This is a genomic window from Croceibacter sp. (assembly GCF_002716225.1).
GTDB classification, from domain to species: domain Bacteria; phylum Bacteroidota; class Bacteroidia; order Flavobacteriales; family Flavobacteriaceae; genus Croceibacter; species Croceibacter atlanticus.
Genome location: NZ_PAZX01000013.1, coordinates 153,294 through 172,509, shown reverse-complemented (window position 1 = coordinate 172,509; position 19,216 = coordinate 153,294). Strand labels below are relative to the sequence as shown.

Genomic DNA, 19,216 nt, shown 5'->3' with positions numbered 1-19,216 from the left:
ATGAACACCAAATCATTTGCACTTCGCCATATTGGTCCTCGTGAAAGCGATCTTAAGGATATGTTAGACAAGGTAGGCGCTTCATCTTTAGATGAACTTATCTATGAAACTATTCCAGACGGTATAAGACTTAAGTCTGAATTAGACTTAGATGTCGCTATGAGCGAGTCTGAATATTTACACCATATTACAAATCTTGCTGCTAAGAATAAGGTGTTTAGCACTTACATTGGCTTAGGATACCACCAAAGTATCACGCCAGCTGTAATACAGAGAAATGTTTTAGAAAATCCGGGTTGGTATACTGCTTACACACCTTACCAAGCAGAAATTGCTCAAGGTAGGTTAGAGGCATTGCTTAACTTCCAAACTATGGTTACAGACCTAACAGGTATGGAGCTAGCTAATGCATCTTTGTTAGACGAGTCTACAGCTGCTGCAGAAGCAATGGGTTTACTTTTTGCAGTTAGAGAACGAGAGCAAAAGAAAAACAATGTATCTAAATTCTTTGTTTCAGAAGAGGTATTGCCACAAACTATTTCTTTGCTTAAAACAAGAGCAATTCCTTTAGATATTGAGTTAGTTATAGGAAACCACGAAGAGTTCAATTTCTCAAAAGATTTCTTTGGAGCATTGCTACAATATCCAGGAAAATCTGGTCAAGTTTATGATTATGCAGGCTTTGTTGAACAAGCCAAAAGTGCAGATATTAAAGTAGCTGTTGCTGCAGATATTTTAAGCCTAGTAAATTTACGTGCTCCAGGTGAGTTTGGGGTAGATGTAGTTGTAGGTACAACACAACGCTTTGGTATACCTTTAGGTTATGGAGGACCACACGCTGCTTATTTTGCAACAAAAGAAGCGTATAAGAGAAACATTCCTGGAAGAATTATAGGTGTAACTAAAGATACAGATGGTGGTCGTGCATTACGTATGGCATTACAAACCAGAGAACAACATATAAAACGCGATAAAGCAACATCTAATATTTGTACAGCTCAAGTGCTTTTAGCTGTTATGGCAGGAATGTATGCTGTTTATCATGGTCCTAAGGGATTACAATTTATTGCAGATGATGTTTCTAATAAAACTGCTACATTGGTAGATAGTTTAGAGAAATTAGGTTATTACCAAACCAACGCGTCTTACTTTGATACCATACAAGTAAAGGCAGATGCTTCTAAAGTTAAAAATAATGCTGAAGCACATGGCGTTAATTTTTATTATCCAGATGCAGAAACAGTATCAATCTCTTTAAATGAAGCTACCAATTTAGATGATTTAAACTGCATCATAAGAATATTTGCAGAGGTTAATGCTAAGGATGTTGTTATGGTTGAAGCTTTATTAGATAATACATCTTTATCTAATACTGTAAAACGAGATACACCATTTTTAGAAAATGATGTGTTTAACAGCTATCATTCTGAAACAGAGTTAATGCGTTATATTAAGAAGTTAGAACGCAAAGATCTATCTCTTAATCACTCTATGATTGCATTAGGATCTTGTACAATGAAACTTAATGCAGCAGCAGAAATGCTACCTTTAAGTTACCCACAATGGGGTAATATTCATCCATTTGTACCTATAAACCAGGCAGAAGGTTATCAAGAAGTTTTAAAGAAATTAGAAGATCAATTAACAGAAATTACTGGTTTTGCTGCTACGTCTTTACAACCAAATTCTGGTGCACAAGGTGAGTTTGCAGGGTTAATGGTAATTAGAGCATATCACGAATCTCGTGGTGACTCAAACAGAAATATTTGCTTAATTCCTTCATCTGCACACGGTACTAATCCTGCAAGTGCAGTAATGGCTGGTATGAAAGTAGTAGTTACTAAAGCCAATGATAAAGGGAATATAGATGTTGAGGATTTAAGAGAAAAAGCAGAGAAACATAAGGATAACCTTGCAGCTTTAATGGTAACATATCCTTCTACGCATGGTGTTTATGAATCTGCCATTAAGGAGATTACATCAATCATTCATAATAATGGAGGTCAAGTGTATATGGATGGTGCAAATATGAATGCTCAAGTAGGATTAACAAGTCCTGGAAATATTGGAGCAGATGTATGTCACCTTAATTTACATAAAACATTTGCCATACCACATGGTGGTGGTGGTCCTGGCGTAGGTCCTATTTGTGTTGCTTCACAGTTAGCTCCTTTTTTACCAGGTAATCCTGTTATAAAATCAGGTGGAGAACAAGCTATTACAGCAATTTCTGCAGCACCTTTTGGTTCTTCTTTAGCTTGCTTAATAAGTTATGCCTACATTACAATGTTAGGTCCTAAAGGCTTAAGAAGTGCTACAGAGCACGCTATTTTAAATGCAAACTATATAAAGCAACGTTTAAAAGGACATTACGAAACTCTCTATTCTGGAGAACGCGGTAGAGCAGCTCACGAGATGATTATAGACTGCCGTCCTTTTAAAGCTAATGGTATTGAAGTTGTAGATATTGCAAAGCGTTTAATGGATTACGGTTTTCACGCACCAACTGTATCATTTCCAGTTGCGGGAACTATGATGATTGAGCCTACGGAAAGCGAAAGTAAAGAAGAACTTGATCGTTTTTGTGATGCTATGATTTCTATTAAAAATGAAATAGATGCATCTAGCAAAGATGATGAGCAAAACCTACTTAAAAATGCACCGCACACATTGCAAATGCTTACAGCAGATGTTTGGGAAATGCCTTATACAAGACAACAAGCAGCATTTCCATTAGAGTACATTTCAGATAATAAATTTTGGCCAACAGTACGTCGAGTAGATGATGCTTATGGAGATAGAAACTTAATTTGTACTTGTGAGCCTATTGAAAGTTATATGGAGTAACAATTTATACCCTTTAATGATTTCTAAATTCTCATTTTAAGGGTATTAAATTAAAGATTATCTATTTTTTAGTAATCTATTTGATTATTCTGTAAATCATTATGTAAAAAGCGCATTTATATGCGCTTTTTCTTTTTATTATATACTTTTATCAAAAAAAGACCCTTAATGCATACTAAGATTACCGGTACAGGCTGTTATATCCCTAAAGTTATACAGACAAATAATGATTTTCTAGATCATAAGTTCCATAATTCAGACGGTTCAGAAATTGTAGGCGATAGTAAAATTGTAATAGATAAATTTGTTGCAATTACAGGTATTGAAGAACGCCGTTATGTTGAAGAAAATAAGGTAACCTCTCAAATTGCTTATGAAGCTGCAAAACAAGCTGTAAAAGCATCAGGAATAGATGCTGAAACTTTAGATTATATTATAGTAGCTCATAATTATGGAGATATTAAACACGGTACTATACAAAGTGATACTGTACCTAGTTTAGCATCTAGAGTTAAACATCTTTTAAAAATTGAAAACCCATACTGCGTAGCTTATGACATGATGTTTGGATGTCCTGGTTGGATAGAAAGCATTATACAAGCTCATGCATTTATAAAATCTTCAATGGCTAAAAAGTGTTTGGTTATTGGAGCAGAAACATTGTCTAGAGTGGTAGATCCTCATGATAGGGATAGTATGATTTATAGCGATGGTGCTGGTGCTTGTATTGTAGAGGCTTCAGAAGAAAATGATAAAGGTATAATAGCTCATAAGTCTGCTTCTTTTACTTATGATGAGGTTAAATACTTATTTTTTGGAGGCACGTATGATTCTGAGTCACCTTCAAAAACACAATATATAAAAATGTATGGGCGCAAGATTTACAATTTTGCATTAACCCATGTTCCAGATGCAATGAAAGCATGTTTGGATGAAAGTGGTTATAACATACAAGACATAAAAAAAATTCTTATTCATCAAGCTAACGAAAAGATGGATGAGGCTATTGTCGAGCGTTTTTATAAGCTATACAACCAAGATATGCCTAAAGATGTAATGCCAATGACAATACATAAATTAGGAAATAGCTCTGTAGCAACCGTACCTACATTATTAGATATGATTTTAAACGATAAAGTTGAAGGGCACCAAATAAATGAAGGAGATGTCGTTATATTTGCAAGCGTTGGCGCAGGAATGAATATAAATGCCATAGTTTACAAATTCTAAAAATCACGTACTTATGTACGAAGGAAACTTTCCCTCAAAACGATATAAAGAAACACTTCAATTTTTATCAAAAGTTATCTCTAAAGATGATAAGATTTTAGATTTGGGTGTCTCAAATCCTTTTTCAAAAATTTTAATTGAAGAAGGCTATGCTGTTGCAAATACTACTGGTGAAGATTTAGATATAGATACATCAGCTGTTAAAACAGATGCTGTAAACGTGGTTACTGCTTTTGAAATATTTGAACATTTGGTATCTCCATTTAATGTAATTAAAGATATAAATGCAGATAAATTGGTTGCTAGTATTCCATTAAGGTTATGGTTTTCTCCAGCATATAGAAGTAAAACAGATGCTTGGGATAGGCATTATCATGAATTTGAAGACTGGCAGTTTGATTGGCTTTTAGAAAAAGCAGGTTGGACTATTAAAGAACGCCACAAATGGACAAACCCTGTAAAAAAAATTGGGTTAAGACCGTTATTAAGACTTTTTACACCGCGTTACTATATTGTTTATGCAGAGCGTGAATAGTAGGTACTTCTATTAACAAGTTAAAGCCACTTATATAATTACATTTGTGCTGTGCAAGAATTAAACTTTCATATTGTAATACCAGCTCATAATGAAGCACAGTTTTTAGGAGAAACTCTTTCTTCTTTAGTTTCACAAACTCATAAGCCAAAGCAATTAGTTATTGTAAATGATAACTCTACAGACCAAACGTTGTCTGTAGCTGAAACATTTTCTAAAGATTATTCATTTATAACTGTTGTTTCTCGAAAATCTTCAGCAGAACATTTACCAGGAAGTAAGGTTATTTCTGCCTTTAATGAAGGTTTAAAGTTGGTGCCAAATGATGCAGACATAATCTGTAAATTTGATGCAGACTTAATTTTTCCTTCAACATATCTTGAAACTCTAAATAATTTATTTATTTCAGATACTCGTATTGGTATGGCTAGCGGAAATCTATACGTTAAAGAAGCCGATAGTTGGGTATATGAAGCAATTGCAGATAAAGATCATATACGAGGCCCGATTAAGGCTTATAGAAAAAATTGCTTTAAAGATATTGGTGGTTTAAAAACATCAATAGGTTGGGATACTGTAGATGTACTATTAGCAAAATATCATAATTGGAAAACAATAACAGATACTTCCTTAAAAGTAAAACACCTTAAACCAACAGGTGCTACATACTCAAATAAAGGTTACGAAAAGCAAGGTGAAGCCATGTATAAAATGGACTACGGCTTTGTAATTACGTGTATAGCATCTTTAAAAATAGCTATTAAAAGATCTAAACTTTCAGTTTTCGTTGAATACCTAAAAGGCTATTTTAATGCTAAAAATAAAAAACTACCTAAGTTAGTTACGCAAGCAGAAGGTAAGTTTATTAGAGCATACAGATGGCAAGGTATAAAGCAGAAATTATTTTGATTGCTTTATAACTTCTCCTAATACATCACCTGAGTTTCCGTTAGGAAAGGAGATCCCTAAAAAAGCTGATATTGTTGGTGCTATATCTATAATTTCTGTTCTCTTATAACTTTCACCTTTGTTAATGCCCTTTCCGTAAAAAATTAGAGGAACATGAGTATCGTACTGTAAACCACTTCCGTGAGTTGAACCTGTTTCGGGATATGTTATGTAAGATGGTTCTAATACAAAAACCACATCGCCACTTCGTTTTTGATGATATCCTTGTTGTATAAGATGAGCAATGCCTTCTGTGTAATCTGTGCTTTCTAATTGTTGTCTTGTAAAGACTTTATTAATATGTTCTTGCTGTAATAAAAATTGCTTGATCTGCTTTTGAAGTGCTTCTGCAGAAATATTATTAGAAATTAAAGCCTCATAATTAAAGAAGATTTGATAGTTAGATATGTCTTTAATAAGATCTGTAATTGCATATTCACTTGCCAAATACTTTTTTAAAGTTTCAGAAAATTCTCTGCTATTAAAATAGCCGGATGGAATCTTTACAGAAGAAAGGTATGCAGGTACGTGTACAGCACCATGGTCTGAAGTTAAAAAGACCGTGTAATTTCCTTTTCCAACTTTACTATCTAATGTATTTAGTAAACGCTCAATGTCTTTATCTAACCTTAAATACGTGTCTTCTACTTCTACAGAATTTACTCCAAAATTATGTCCTACATAATCTGTGCTTGAATAACTTACTGTAAGAACATCTGTAATAGTATCTTTTCCTAGTTGCTCACCATCTAATGCAGCAATTGCAAAATCTGTGGTTAAAGAATTTCCGTACGGTATAGCTTTAAGAATGCTGTAACTATCTGTTTCTTTGTTAATAGTGTAAGGGAAGCTAGTTGTTTTAGTGTTTCCTAGGCTACCTTCAAAAGTGTTCAAGTCTGTGCCACTTGCGGTATAGCTTGATATGTCATAAAGAGTGTTCCAAACTTTAAAATAGCTATCTACTTTTCCAGAGCTGTTAAACTGCTCTACCCAGTTTGGTAATGCACTCATGTAGTATGAACTTGTAATCCATCGGCCAGTGTTACCTCCTTCAAACCAATACGCACCATCTGCTGTATGACCTGCAGGTAAAATTGCACCTCTATCTTTTAGAGAAATACCTATAGTTTTACCGCGCATTTGGGTATGCAGTTTATTCTGGTCTGCCCAAGTTGTAGTTTGTAACCTATGTGGAGACATTTGTCCTGCAGTTGTTGTAGAACCTACAGTGGTTTGAGAATCATCTTGTACACAGTAAACTTCTGTACTTTCAAACTTATCATACCAATTGTTTGAAATAATACCGTGGTTTTGTGGTGTTGTACCTGTATATACAGATGCGTGACCAGGACCAGTGTAAGTAGGAACGTAGTTAAAATGATTGTTTTTAAAATTGTAGCCTTCAGTAATAAGGCGTTTAAAACCACCATCTCCATATCTGTCACTAAATCTTGTGAGGTAATCATAGCGCATTTGGTCCACAACAATACCAACTACTAATTTTGGAGATGCAGATATTTGTGTGTTTTTAATTTCAATGTTTTCTGTCGTTTCGCTAGTTGATTTGGGAGCTGTGCAGGCTAAAACTAAAAACGAAATTATGAGAACTAAGACTTGGCGCATGATTTTAATTTTGAGTTCAAAAATAACATATTAAAAGAGCATTGGTTTTAATTCTTCGTTAAATACTTTGGTAAGAAAAATTGATACTTTAGATTTACATAAAAATCTACACGATTGCTGTATTTACATTCTATAGGAGAATATTTCTTAATGATTAAAGGTGTGTTTGGGCGTATGACCAAACAATCTGTATTAAGAGGACTTATACTTAAAGAGATAGATGATTTAATCATGAGCTCCTTAGGTATTGTTACGTTTATATCATTTTTTATTGGTGCAGTAGTGTCTATACAGACGGCTTTAAATTTAAACAATCCATTAATACCAAAAGAACTTATCGGGTTTGCAGCACGACAATCTATAATCCTTGAGTTTGCACCTACATTTATATCTGTTATTATGGCAGGTAAAGTAGGTTCATACATAACGTCAAGTATTGGTACTATGCGTGTTACCGAGCAAATAGATGCTTTAGAGGTTATGGGAATAAATTCTCTCAACTATTTAGTATTACCCAAGATTGTTGCAATGATGATTTATCCATTCCTTATAGGTATAGCAATGTTTATAGGGATTTTAGGAGCATATATGGCTGGTGTTTATGGAGGATTCTTAGGGTCTAGTGAGTTTTTATCTGGCTTGCAAGACGACTTTATTTCGTTTCACCTTGTATATGCCTTTCTTAAAACCTTCTTGTTTGCATTTATTTTAGCAACAGTTCCAGCATATCACGGTTACTATATGAAAGGTGGAGCATTAGAAGTAGGACAAGCAAGTACGCAATCTTTCGTGTGGACTTCTGTAGTTATTATAATTACAAACTATGTATTAACCCAAGTACTTTTAAGCTAATGATTGAAGTTAAAAATCTACATAAAAGTTTTGGTGAAGAAGAAATTTTAAAAGGTCTCAATACCAAATTTGAGAAAGGAAAAACCAATTTAATAATTGGCCAATCTGGATCTGGTAAGACAGTGTTTTTAAAATGTCTATTAGGCTTATTTAAACCTACAAAAGGTAATATTGTTTATGATGGGCAAGCCTATTCTGAATTTTCTGATGAAAAGCAACGAGAGCTTAGAAAGAAAATAGGAATGGTTTTTCAGGGTAGTGCGCTGTTTGATAGTATGACAGTAAGAGAAAATGTAGACTTTCCATTACGAATGTTTACCAAGGAAAAGCGTAATGTACGTTATGAAAAAGTAGATAAGGTATTAGAAAGGGTTAATTTAGATGGTGCAGAAAATAAATACCCATCAGAAATTAGTGGTGGTATGCAAAAACGTGTTGCTATTGCAAGAGCAATTGTAAACAACCCAAAATATTTGTTTTGTGATGAGCCTAACTCAGGCTTAGATCCTAAAACTGCAATTGTAATTGATAACCTTATTCAAGAAATAACTCGTGAGTATGATATTACAACAGTAATTAATACACACGACATGAATTCTGTTCTGGAAATTGGAGAAAATATCGTTTTTCTAAAAAAAGGAAACTTAGTGTGGCAAGGTAATAAAGACGAAATCTTTAAAACAGAAAACGATGATGTTACAGATTTTGTATACTCTTCAGACTTGTTTAAAAAAGTAAGAGAAGCACAGCTAAAAGGGTTGTAACTAACTTTTATTTGCTAATTGACCACAGGCAGCATCAATATCTTTTCCTCTAGAACGTCTTACAGTTACAGTAATATTGTTTCTTTCTAAAGCATTTACATAAGCATTAATTGCTGCATCTGGTGCTTGCTGAAATTCACCATCATCAATAGGGTTGTACTCGATTAAGTTAACCTTACTTGGTACATATTTGCAAAATTTCACTAATGCATCAATGTCTTCAGTTCTATCATTAATATCTTTCCATACTACGTATTCATAAGTGATCTGTTTGCCAGTTTTTGCATACCAGTATTCTAAAGATTCTCTTAAGTCTTTTAATGGGAAATGCTCGTTAAAAGGCATAATCTTAGTCCTCACTTCATCTATTGCAGAGTGTAAAGATACCGCAAGGTTAAACTTCACCTCTTCATCTGCCATTTTCTTTATGATTTTAGGAACACCAGATGTGGAAACTGTAATACGACGTGGAGACATTCCTAAACCATCTTCAGAAGTTATTTTTTCTATAGATTTAAGAACGTTATTATAATTCATAAGCGGTTCTCCCATACCCATAAATACAATATTAGATAAAGGCCTGTCGTGATACAGTCTACTTTCTCTATCTATGGCAACAACTTGATCATATATTTCATCTGGATTTAGGTTACGCATACGTTTTAGCCTAGATGTAGCACAAAACTTACAGTCTAAACTACAACCTACTTGAGAAGACACGCAAGCTGTGGTTCTGCTTGCCGTAGGAATAAGAACAGACTCAACCGTTAATCCATCATGTAGTTTTACTGCATTTTTAATAGTGCCATCACTACTGCGTTGCATTTGATCAACTAGAATATGGTTTATAACAAAATTTGCTTCAAGCATATCTCTAGTTTCTTTAGAGATATTTGTCATTTCCTCAAAGGTATGGGCACCTTTGTTCCAAAGCCATTCATAAACTTGATTGCCTCTAAATGCTTTATCACCTTCAGAAACAAAAAATTCTCTTAGTTGCTCTTTACTTAATGCGCGTATGTCTTTCTTGCTATTTTTCACAATGCAAATTTAAAGAATCTAAAGTTGTTGTAAGTAAAAGTTTTACTTTCTTGAAATTGAAAAAGCCTTGCAATAGCAAGGCTTTTAAATAAACTAACCAAATAGTTAATTATATGATAAGCATTGCATCTCCGTAAGTGTAGAAATTGTATTTCTCCTTTACAGCTTCTGCATAAGCTCTTTGTGTAAATTCATGTCCTGCAAACGCAGCTGTCATCATTAATAATGTAGACTTAGGCGTGTGAAAGTTTGTAATCATACAGTTAGCGATGCTAAAATCGTATGGAGGGAAAATGAACTTATTTGTCCATCCACCAAACTCATTTAATGTACCGCTAGAAGATACTGCACTCTCTAACGTTCTCATAACAGTAGTTCCTACTGCACAAATACGACGTTTTTCAGAAATTGCTTTATTAACTACTTCTGTAGCTGGTTTTGCAATATATGCCTCTTCGCTATCCATTTTGTGTTTAGATAAATCTTCAACCTCTACTGGGTTAAATGTACCAAGACCAACGTGTAGTGTTACTTCTGCAAAGTTAATTCCTTTAATTTCTAAGCGCTTTAATAGGTGCTTAGAGAAGTGAAGACCTGCAGTTGGCGCTGCAACAGCACCTTCTTCTTTAGCAAAGATAGTTTGGTAACGCTCAGCATCATCTGGCTCAACTTCACGCTTAATATATTTAGGAAGTGGAGTCTCACCTAAATCTTTTAATTTTTTACGAAACTCTTCGTAAGATCCGTCATAAAGGAAACGTAAAGTACGTCCTCTAGAGGTTGTATTGTCTATAACTTCTGCAACTAGGCTTTCATCATCTCCAAAATAAAGCTTGTTACCTATTCTAATTTTTCTTGCAGGATCTACAAGTACATCCCATAAACGAGTTTCTGGATTAAGTTCTCTTAATAGGAAAACCTCAATACGCGCACCAGTTTTTTCTTTATTTCCGTACAAACGTGCAGGAAAAACCTTTGTGTTGTTTAATACTAAAACATCATCTGGTTCAAAATAATCAATAAGATCTTTAAACTGTTTGTGCTCAATGGTTTGTTCCTTACGGTTTAAAACCATTAAACGAGCCTCGTCGCGATTTTCTGCTGGACGGTCTGCCAATAGGTTTTCTGGTAAGTCAAAGCCAAAGTTTGAAAGTTTCATTCCCATATAACGTAATTTTCTTTGTGTTAAAATTAAAAGAGCTTTTGAATAAGAGTTAACCTTCTATTTCTCAGGCTCATTTTTTGAAGGTGCAAATATACAACCTCGGCATAGGCCTTGTCAAGTAAATTGACATAAAATATTGAAATAGATTTTTTTAATGCCCTTTTTCTGCATTAAAAGTTGTAATGCCTACACTATTCATGTCTTCCCAAAACGTTGGATAGGATTTAGAGACTACACCAGCATCATTTATTGTAAGGTCTGTTTTTAGGGCTAATGGCGCAAATGCCATGGCCATTCTGTGATCGTTGTAGGTGTCTATTTCTGCATTCCTGTTAACCGATGGTGTGGCTTTAAGCTCCAAAGTATCATTAGTAATTATTGTAATGCCTCCCAATTTATAAAGCTCTGTTTTAAGAGCTGTTAGCCGGTCTGTTTCTTTAATTTTTAAAGTATGTAACCCCGTAAGTTTACAAGATATTCCTAGGCCTAAGCAAGTAACAGCAATGGTTTGGGCTATATCTGGCGTGTTGCTAAGGTCAAACTCCACATGCTTTTGAAGCTTATGAGAGGTTTTCTTTAATAATAATGTGTTGTCTGAAAACAATGTTTCAACTCCAAAAGCTGTGTAAATTTCTTTTAAAGCAGAATCTCCTTGAAGACTTTCTTGCCTGTAACTCGTTAATGAAATTTCAGCATTTTTTGATAGAGCTACTAAACTATAGTAATATGAAGCCGAAGACCAGTCTGACTCTACAACAACAGTTTGGTCTGCGATTGATTGGCAAGGTGGTATTGTGATGCTGTTATTTTTAAAGATGCCGCGTATTCCAACTCTATTAAGTAAGCTTAATGTCATATTAATATATGGCACAGAAGTAACTCTACCTTTTAATTGAATGTCTAATCCGCTATTTAATGATGCTGCAACTAACATAAGCGCAGAAATATATTGGCTACTTACATTAGCATTTAAGGATACTGAGGTTTTTTCTGGTGTTATTCCCTTAATTAATAAAGGTGGGAAACCATCATTGGTTTTATAAGTTATTTGTGCACCAAGTTCTTTTAAAGCATCAACGAGGATAGACATTGGTCTTTCCTTCATACGTTTACTACCAGTAAGTGTAACATCTGTGTTTGCTTTTAGTGCGTAGTAAGCAGTTAAAAAGCGCATAGCTGTTCCTGCATGGTGAATATCTACTATACCTTGATTTTGTTGTAATGCTTTTTGAAGCACTTTTGTATCATCACTATTAGATACGTTGGTAATAGTAAGGTTAGGGTATAAGGCTTGTAAAATGAGCAGTCTGTTAGATTCACTTTTAGAACCTGTTACCGCTATTGAAGCATTTTTAAGTCCAGAAGATGATAATTTTAAATTCATCTTTGCTGTTCTTTTAATTTTTTACTGAATTGAAAATAAGCTATTATCATCCCATATAGTAAACCAGACAAGACATTTGCGATAAGAAACCTTAAGGGTTCTTCTGTAGCTTTTGTAATTAAAGCCGTAAAGCTAAACCCATCAAAAGCTGCCATAATAAGATTGTAAACCACTATAAATGCTACAGATAATCCTAATACAGATTTCCAATAAGATTTTAAGGTTATAATTTTTTTAAATGTAGACACTATTTTAATTTTTCATTGTTATGATGGCGGTCGTGATCTCTCTTAGTTTTAATATCTAATTTCTTATTAAAACTTTCCTCTAGGTTTACACCAGTTTGGTTGGCAAGACAAAGTACAACAAACATTACATCTGCCAGCTCTTCGCCAAGATCTTTACCTTTATCGCTTTCTTTTTCACTTTGCTCTCCATAACGTCTTGCAATAATACGTGCAACCTCACCAACTTCTTCGGTAAGCTGTGCCATATTTGTAAGCTCGTTAAAATAACGAACACCATGAGCTTTTATCCAGTCGTCAACAGCTTTTTGAGCATTTTCAATATTCATAATTATAGTAAGGCTTTAAGTTTCTCTACTAATAAAAACACATCTTCGTAAGAATTATAAAGTGGAGCAGGTGCTACTCTAATTACATCTGGTTCTCTCCAGTCACTAATAACACCAGCTTCTGTTAGTTTGGTATGAAGGGATTTATCTGCATGTTTTACCTGTATAGATAATTGGCATCCACGTTCTTCAGGGTTTGTAGGTGTTATAATTCTAATTCTTTCAGTGTCTATCTCTTTTAATAAAAACTCTAGGTAATTAGTGATTTTGACAGATTTTTCTCTAATAGTGTCAAAACCTGCTTCTTCAAATACAGATAATGATGCTCTTATAGCTGCCATAGATAAGATTGGAGGATTGCTTAATTGCCAACCTTCGGCTCCTGGAATAGGATCAAATCCTTTACGCATATTAAAACGGGTGTCTTTATTATGTCCCCACCAACCTGCAAATCTATTTAAAGAATTATTAGTTGCATGACGTTCGTGTACAAAGCAACCTGCTAAACTACCAGGTCCAGAATTAAGGTATTTATACGTACACCAAACTGCAAAATCTGCTCCTGTATCGTGTAAATTAGGTTGAATATTTCCTGCGCCGTGAGCCAAATCAAAACCTACCATACAATTATGACTATGACCTAATTGTGTAATTTTCTTTAACGGAAAAGATTGACCTGTATAATAATTGGTGCTTCCAATCATAAGGAGTGCAATGCTATCTCCTTGTTCATTCATAATGTTTTCTAAATCTTCAAAACGGCAAAGTTCTTCGCCTTCTCTTGGAGACCAAAGTATTAAGCCTTCGTCTGGATCTATACCATGAAATTTTAATTGACTTTCGACAGCGTACTTATCACTAGGAAAAGCATCACTTTCAATAACAATTTTAAATTTTGTTTTGTTTGGTTTATAAAAAGACACCATCATTAAATGAAGGTTTGCCGTAAGCGTATTCATAACGACAACTTCGCTTGGCTTGGCGCCAACGATTTTGGCCATTGGCTTTGCTAAAAACTCGTGATATGGCATCCAAGGATGTTTGGCGTCTGTATGACCTTCAACACCTAAATTTGCCCAATCTTTGAGCTCTAAATCTATAAATTCAGATACTTTTTTAGGCTGCAGTCCTAAGCTGTTTCCACAGAAATAGAGTAGTGTTTTGCCATCTTCCTGTTCTGGAAGATGAAATTTTGTTCTGAAATCTTTTAATGGGTCTGCTTGGTCTTGAGCTCTTGCGTATGCTAAACTATTTTCCATTATTCTGTTTTAACCGATATGTCTGAAAAGAAAAGTTTAAAATCTCCTGAAGGGTCTTTGTGCATTTCTGCGAATTTTAAGCCTTCAAACGTTTTGTAGTCTTCCCAACTTGTTACCATACTTGGCTCTTCTGCATTACCTTTTCTATAGACCCATTCACGTGGCATAAATTCTGAATCATAATAAATGTCATATGCATCTCCTGGCGTGTAACCTAAACTATCATTATAGGTAATGGTTACCATGTTTAACGTGTCTTTAGACATAGGAGCTACTTCATTTTTCTTTTCGGTAATGGTTGTGCCTTCATCCCAAACTAAATTATATGGAGCGTGTAACCAATATTTATCATTAATAAATGCTTGGTCTGCTTTTGTTGAAATGCTATCTAAAGAGGAACGGTTATACGCTACAGTATCTTCAGCTGTCATCATAGTAACATCATCTGTCTTAGGATTCCATTGCCAAGATCTAGAAAAAATATTACCACCACGATCTACATTAAAAGTAAATTTTAATTCTGAAACTTTATCCCAATGTTCTAAACCACTTGCGTAAGCTATAGCTTCTGCAGTTGTTAAATTGTCTTTGTTAATAGCTTCTTCTGTGTTTTCTGTTGCTAATGCATCTGCCTTAGTAGCTTTTAGCTCTTCTTTATTTTTGCAACCAATTAAAGTTACAGTTGCAATTATTATAAGTAATGTGTGTTTCATTTTAATTTTTAAAGTTTGTGTAAAAGTACAAAATCTAAAGTCTGTTTTAGACCCCTTATATTTTGGTATTTATTTGACCGCAAAAAAAAACGGCAACTTAAAAAGTATGCCGTTTTAAACTATTGTAATTACGTTTATAAACATAATAGATATAGTGTTTTAGGATTTTATTATATAAGGTCGCTCTGCCTCACAGTAAAAATCATGTTGAGAAAATTGATCACAATTGTTGTTAGAAATTGTAAACGAGTTTACTTTTTTTATTGGTCTTTTAAATAAATCAACCAGCCGGAGAATTGAAATTCGATTTTTCATAGTCTTAGTTTTTTTCTTTAAAAATACGAAGTTATATTTTGTTGATTGTTAATAGAATGTGTATTTAAACTTAAATATTTCTAAAAGTTTTAAAAGCGTTCATTCATTTCATTTTTTTACTAAAGAACACTTGGTAAATCTGCGATGTAACCATTAAATGTGTGCTTTCTAGTGGTATAATAAACGTCTCTTAAAGCTTCATCTTTTGAAATCTGTTTGTGGAGTTTAGGATACCTTGATTCTAAGAGTGAAATGAACTCAGAAAAATCATCACTTTTATTAACTGCTTGTCTTAAAGATTTCACATAAGTCCGTTCATTAATCTTAAACGAGATTGTATTAGTTTTAAAAACAAGATTTTGAGACGCATCTGTGCTTTTCAATATATCCTTAAAACTTGTATTATTTAAAGTTGAAATAGTTTTATTGAATGTAGAAAAATCATCAACATAAACTTGGGTTGTTTTATTACTTAAGATTACTTCGTCTAGTTGTTCTTGGCTATAAGAAGTTGTTGAACTTCCTAGAGTAACAGCTGTTAGTGCTATTAATGCTATTATAGTTTTCATAGTGTTTATTTTTAATGAATCTTTTTAATTACACTACAAAGATCGGGAGTATGTATAGGCTATACCATAGTAAAAGCTCCTTAGGTAATGTCAATACTTCCCAAAATTAAACCTGTGCTTCAACTTTAGCTTTAAATGTGGTAGGAGATTCTCCAGTGTGTTTTTTAAAAAGTCTTGAAAAGTGAGAAGGATCATCAAACCCTAAGCTAAATGCAATTTCTTTTGAAGAGATTTCAGTGTAATACAATTGTCGCTTTGCTTCTAGAATAATCCTATCGTGAATAATATTTAAGGGACTTTTATTATATGCAGCAAAAGAGTTAGAAAGCGTTTTGGCAGATTTATTCATCATTTCTGCATAGGCGCTTACTTGATGCTCTTCTTTGTAATGTTGCTCAACCAACCTATTAAATTCTCGGAGCAAGTCCATTTTACTCGTCTTAGCGATATCATCTGGGTGCTCTGCTTTTATGAGTTGGGTTGTTTTAATAATAAAACGTTTCATTAGTACTCTAAGCATTTCAGCTTGTATAGTATCTTTTGTAGCAATTTCGTCTACTAAAATTTGATGTAGAGTTTCAAATTTTTCCTTTTCTGAGTCTTTTAGGACAACACTTGGAATTACTTGGTTTCCAAAAAATAAAATACCTGTACAGCTCACTTCCTTATCGTGTTCCCAAATACAATAAAACTCTTTATTGAATTGATATACTGTAGCAGCATTGTCTTCTTCTAATTTAAAATACTGAAGCGGTGTTAATGCAGTAATGCTATGTGGTTGCAGAACTTTATTTACGCTGTCTACCTTAACTGTAATAGCATCTTTTCCTGTCCATATGAACGTATAATACCCTAATTGATTGGAAGTGTTAAAGTTGTTGAGAACTTCTATATCTCCAATTGTGAGAATGGCATTTGTAGATGTTTCTTTAAACTGTTTAATCATAAAAAGGTTGTCGAAATATCCCAATACTTCTTACAACCTTTTTAGTTTGCTTTTAAAAATATTCTATTAATTACTAATAGAAATAGGTGCTTTTGAAAGTTTTACATACTTACCATGTTTAGCATTAGGGTTAGCAAGCAAATTTATGTCTTTGTCTTTTGCTACAATCTCTAATGCTTCTTTAGGTGTAATTTCCTTTTCTTCTAAGTAAAACGTAGCACCAGCTTTAGACATGTTTTTAATAATCTCTGATGGTGTTGGAGTTGGTGGTGTAGGAGGTAAAGGTGGTATAGGTGGCATCTCATCGGTTTCTGAGACATCATAAACCTCTACAACCTTATTGTCTTTGTAACGCTTAGTTATATATTCTTTACGCTCTTCAAGTTTTTTACTACGTTTTTCTATAGCTTCAGCTCTTTTTACCATAGCTTTTTCATAAGCTTCACGTTGTTTTTCAGACTTTTCTTTTAGTAATTCTGCTCTTTTCTTCTCGTGATCTTCAACCTTAGCCTCAAATTTTTTCAACCTTTTTTCAGACTTTTTTAAGTGCTTTTCCTCTTTAGAAAGCTTTTGGCGTTCCTCGTGTAATTTTTCTAAGGCTTTTATACGTTCTTCAGTCATTTCAGGATCTAGAGGTGTTCCTTCTTTATCTACTTCACCCGCAAAACGATTAAAATATCTTATGCTTTCACCATCTTTTACAAAATAGTGCTCCTTGCCATTAATTTCTACCTGACCAGAAGTTTGTGTTGGGCTTAATGGTGGCGGTGGCGGTGGTGGTACAAGTTCTTTAGTTGCTTGCTTAGGTGGTGCTGGCGGCGGTGGCGGTGGCGGTAAAATGAAACTCTTCTTTGGGTTTGCCTTACCAAGACGCGAAGCTTTAAATGCAAGTTCAATGTTTGCAATACCATTTTTAGGCACGTTGTTAAAGCTCACCTTTATATTAGGATCAATTAATTCTTGCTTGCTCCAACCTTTAGTAATTTTATTTATCTCGTCTGTAACGTTTTCTAGAGCAACTACTTTGTTATTAATTTTAATAGTGTTTTCATTTACACTTAAAACAATCTGTTTCTCCTGAGACAGGTTCTTTGTAATGACTTTTGTTGCGTTAGAGGCTACATTTTCTGTTGGCACAAGCATCGTTTTGTAAATTGTTTCTCTTGAGCTGAAACTAAACAGTAGTCCAGCTAATAAGGGTAAAATAGCAAATAGTCTAAGCCATTTTAGTTTGGATGATGATTTTGATAACATAAGGATACGTTTTTTGGTTAATGAATAATTAAATGAGCTCGACAATGCTACCTGATGAGGGTTGCTTGAAAAATTGACGAGTAAATGTTGATAGGTTTCAATGTTTTTATGTTGATTTACAACAGCTTCATCTGCTAAAAATTCGTGATTTAGCTTTATTGCTTTTTTAGTGAAATAGAGTAGTGGGTTAAACCAAAATATAATCTGAAGCACTTCTATAAAAAGGAGATCTAAAGAATGTTTTTGTTTTATGTGTGCCTCTTCATGTTGAAAAACCTCGGCAGGTATTGCATTAGTAGTATAGGCATCTTTATTAATAAAAATGTAATTAAAGAAACTGTGTGGTACAATTCTCTTAAGTACTAGCACTGCTGTATATATATTATTCTTCACAGTGTTATGTTGTAAAATACTTACCCTTATTTTATTTAAATTGATTAAGAATCTGATAAGATAAACAGCTACGCCTAAACAGTAAATACCAAGAATAATATTTAAAGAGGTGTTAGCTTTATTAACTGCAGCATCCTCGCCATCTGCCAATGTTAAAAGTGTGGTAGGATCTGAGATTGGCTCAACATACTCATAAGATGTAAATGTGATTAGCGGTACAAGAAATGATAACACTAAGCTAGCCAATAAAAAATACCGCTTTGTTTTATGAGCTTTTTCTTGCTCTAAAACCAAATGGTAAAAGCATAAGCAAACAGATAGGCATAACACAGATTTTAAAATATAGAGTCCCATATTAGTCTTTGTTTTTTATTTGATTGTCTATAAGCTTTTTTAAATCTTCTAACTCTTCTTTGCTCATGTTGGCTTCTTCGGTGAAAAATGAAGCAAATTGAGAAGCAGAGTTATTAAAGAACTTCTTTATCATCCCATTCATTTGTTTCGAGAAATAAGCGTTTTTCTTTACTAAAGGAAAATACTCACGAGATCTGCCAACCTGCGTATAGCTTACAAACCCTTTATCTTGTATACGTTTTAATAGTGTAGCAATAGTTGTGTTTGCTGGTTTAGGTTCTGGGTACGCTTCTAAAATATCCATCATAATGGCTTTTTCCTTTTTCCAAAGGATCTGCATAACCTCTTCTTCTGCTTTTGATAATGGTGTCATAATTCTTGTTTGCTCTACAAATGTAGAATAAATATTTAATTCTACAAACGTAGAGATAAAAAATATTACAATAAAAA

General features: G+C 33.8%; 18 protein-coding genes. 6 read left to right on the top strand and 12 right to left on the bottom strand.

What is annotated here, in order from left to right; genetic code table 11:
• From gcvP to CL818_RS10590, 4 genes are all read left to right on the top strand, one after another.
• Positions 1 to 2,847, top strand: coding sequence for an aminomethyl-transferring glycine dehydrogenase (gene gcvP / locus CL818_RS10605; RefSeq protein ID WP_286972981.1), 2,847 nt, complete (start codon positions 1 to 3; stop codon positions 2,845 to 2,847).
• 168 nt (positions 2,848 to 3,015) lie between these two features.
• A complete protein-coding gene (locus tag CL818_RS10600; RefSeq protein WP_272973647.1) occupies positions 3,016 to 4,077 on the top strand; it encodes a 3-oxoacyl-ACP synthase III family protein in 1,062 nt (353 codons plus the stop codon).
• A gap of 13 nt (positions 4,078 to 4,090) precedes the next feature.
• Positions 4,091 to 4,612 carry a class I SAM-dependent methyltransferase gene (locus CL818_RS10595; protein ID WP_272973648.1) on the top strand — a complete coding sequence of 174 codons (522 nt, stop codon included), beginning with the start codon at positions 4,091 to 4,093 and terminating at the stop codon, positions 4,610 to 4,612.
• Between the two features lie 51 nt (positions 4,613 to 4,663).
• Positions 4,664 to 5,521, top strand: coding sequence for a glycosyltransferase family 2 protein (locus tag CL818_RS10590; protein ID WP_272973649.1), 858 nt, complete (start codon positions 4,664 to 4,666; stop codon positions 5,519 to 5,521).
• On the opposite strand, the gene pafA is transcribed toward CL818_RS10590, so the two are convergent.
• Positions 5,513 to 7,183 carry an alkaline phosphatase PafA gene (gene pafA / locus CL818_RS10585; protein ID WP_272973650.1) on the bottom strand — a complete coding sequence of 557 codons (1,671 nt, stop codon included), beginning with the start codon at positions 7,181 to 7,183 and terminating at the stop codon, positions 5,513 to 5,515. The genes CL818_RS10590 and pafA overlap by 9 nt on opposite strands.
• 114 nt (positions 7,184 to 7,297) lie before the next feature.
• On the opposite strand from pafA, the gene CL818_RS10580 reads away from it, so the two are divergent.
• Positions 7,298 to 8,035: an MlaE family ABC transporter permease gene (locus CL818_RS10580; protein WP_041240955.1), complete on the top strand. Its 738-nt coding sequence runs from the start codon at positions 7,298 to 7,300 to the stop codon at positions 8,033 to 8,035.
• Positions 8,035 to 8,799: an ABC transporter ATP-binding protein gene (locus CL818_RS10575; protein WP_272973651.1), complete on the top strand. Its 765-nt coding sequence runs from the start codon at positions 8,035 to 8,037 to the stop codon at positions 8,797 to 8,799. The genes CL818_RS10580 and CL818_RS10575 overlap by 1 nt, the downstream gene beginning before the upstream one ends.
• On the opposite strand, the gene rlmN is transcribed toward CL818_RS10575, so the two are convergent.
• The 11 genes from rlmN to CL818_RS10520 all read right to left on the bottom strand — a co-directional run bounded on the left by rlmN (position 8,800) and on the right by CL818_RS10520 (position 19,139).
• Complete coding sequence (gene rlmN, locus CL818_RS10570) at positions 8,800 to 9,840, bottom strand: dual-specificity RNA methyltransferase RlmN (RefSeq protein WP_283642271.1); 1,041 nt, start codon at positions 9,838 to 9,840, stop codon at positions 8,800 to 8,802.
• Between the two features lie 109 nt (positions 9,841 to 9,949).
• On the bottom strand, positions 9,950 to 10,999 hold the full coding sequence (queA, locus tag CL818_RS10565) for a tRNA preQ1(34) S-adenosylmethionine ribosyltransferase-isomerase QueA (protein WP_272973717.1): 1,050 nt from the start codon (positions 10,997 to 10,999) through the stop codon (positions 9,950 to 9,952).
• Between the two features lie 157 nt (positions 11,000 to 11,156).
• The gene (locus CL818_RS10560) at positions 11,157 to 12,389 is read right to left on the bottom strand and encodes a 3-phosphoshikimate 1-carboxyvinyltransferase (RefSeq protein ID WP_272973653.1); all 1,233 of its coding nucleotides are present in this window, start codon (positions 12,387 to 12,389) and stop codon (positions 11,157 to 11,159) included.
• The gene (locus CL818_RS10555) at positions 12,386 to 12,637 is read right to left on the bottom strand and encodes a hypothetical protein (RefSeq protein WP_013187295.1); all 252 of its coding nucleotides are present in this window, start codon (positions 12,635 to 12,637) and stop codon (positions 12,386 to 12,388) included. The genes CL818_RS10560 and CL818_RS10555 overlap by 4 nt, the downstream gene beginning before the upstream one ends.
• Positions 12,637 to 12,963 carry a nucleotide pyrophosphohydrolase gene (locus CL818_RS10550; protein ID WP_013187296.1) on the bottom strand — a complete coding sequence of 109 codons (327 nt, stop codon included), beginning with the start codon at positions 12,961 to 12,963 and terminating at the stop codon, positions 12,637 to 12,639. Before CL818_RS10550 ends, CL818_RS10555 begins: the two co-directional genes overlap by 1 nt.
• A gap of 2 nt (positions 12,964 to 12,965) precedes the next feature.
• Positions 12,966 to 14,222, bottom strand: a complete 1,257-nt coding sequence (gene kynU, locus CL818_RS10545; protein WP_272973654.1) for a kynureninase — start codon at positions 14,220 to 14,222, stop codon at positions 12,966 to 12,968.
• Positions 14,222 to 14,935, bottom strand: a complete 714-nt coding sequence (locus CL818_RS10540) for a hypothetical protein (protein WP_272973655.1) — start codon at positions 14,933 to 14,935, stop codon at positions 14,222 to 14,224. Before CL818_RS10540 ends, kynU begins: the two co-directional genes overlap by 1 nt.
• A gap of 434 nt (positions 14,936 to 15,369) precedes the next feature.
• Positions 15,370 to 15,819 (bottom strand): hypothetical protein, encoded by a 450-nt coding sequence (locus CL818_RS10535; RefSeq protein ID WP_272973656.1) that lies wholly within the window; start codon positions 15,817 to 15,819, stop codon positions 15,370 to 15,372.
• Between the two features lie 106 nt (positions 15,820 to 15,925).
• On the bottom strand, positions 15,926 to 16,765 hold the full coding sequence (locus CL818_RS10530) for a helix-turn-helix domain-containing protein (protein WP_272973657.1): 840 nt from the start codon (positions 16,763 to 16,765) through the stop codon (positions 15,926 to 15,928).
• Positions 16,766 to 16,831: 66 nt separating this feature from the next.
• The gene (locus tag CL818_RS10525) at positions 16,832 to 18,766 is read right to left on the bottom strand and encodes a M56 family metallopeptidase (protein WP_286972971.1); all 1,935 of its coding nucleotides are present in this window, start codon (positions 18,764 to 18,766) and stop codon (positions 16,832 to 16,834) included.
• 1 nt (position 18,767) lies between these two features.
• Positions 18,768 to 19,139, bottom strand: coding sequence for a BlaI/MecI/CopY family transcriptional regulator (locus CL818_RS10520; protein ID WP_041241157.1), 372 nt, complete (start codon positions 19,137 to 19,139; stop codon positions 18,768 to 18,770).
• Positions 19,140 to 19,216: the final 77 nt, after the last annotated feature.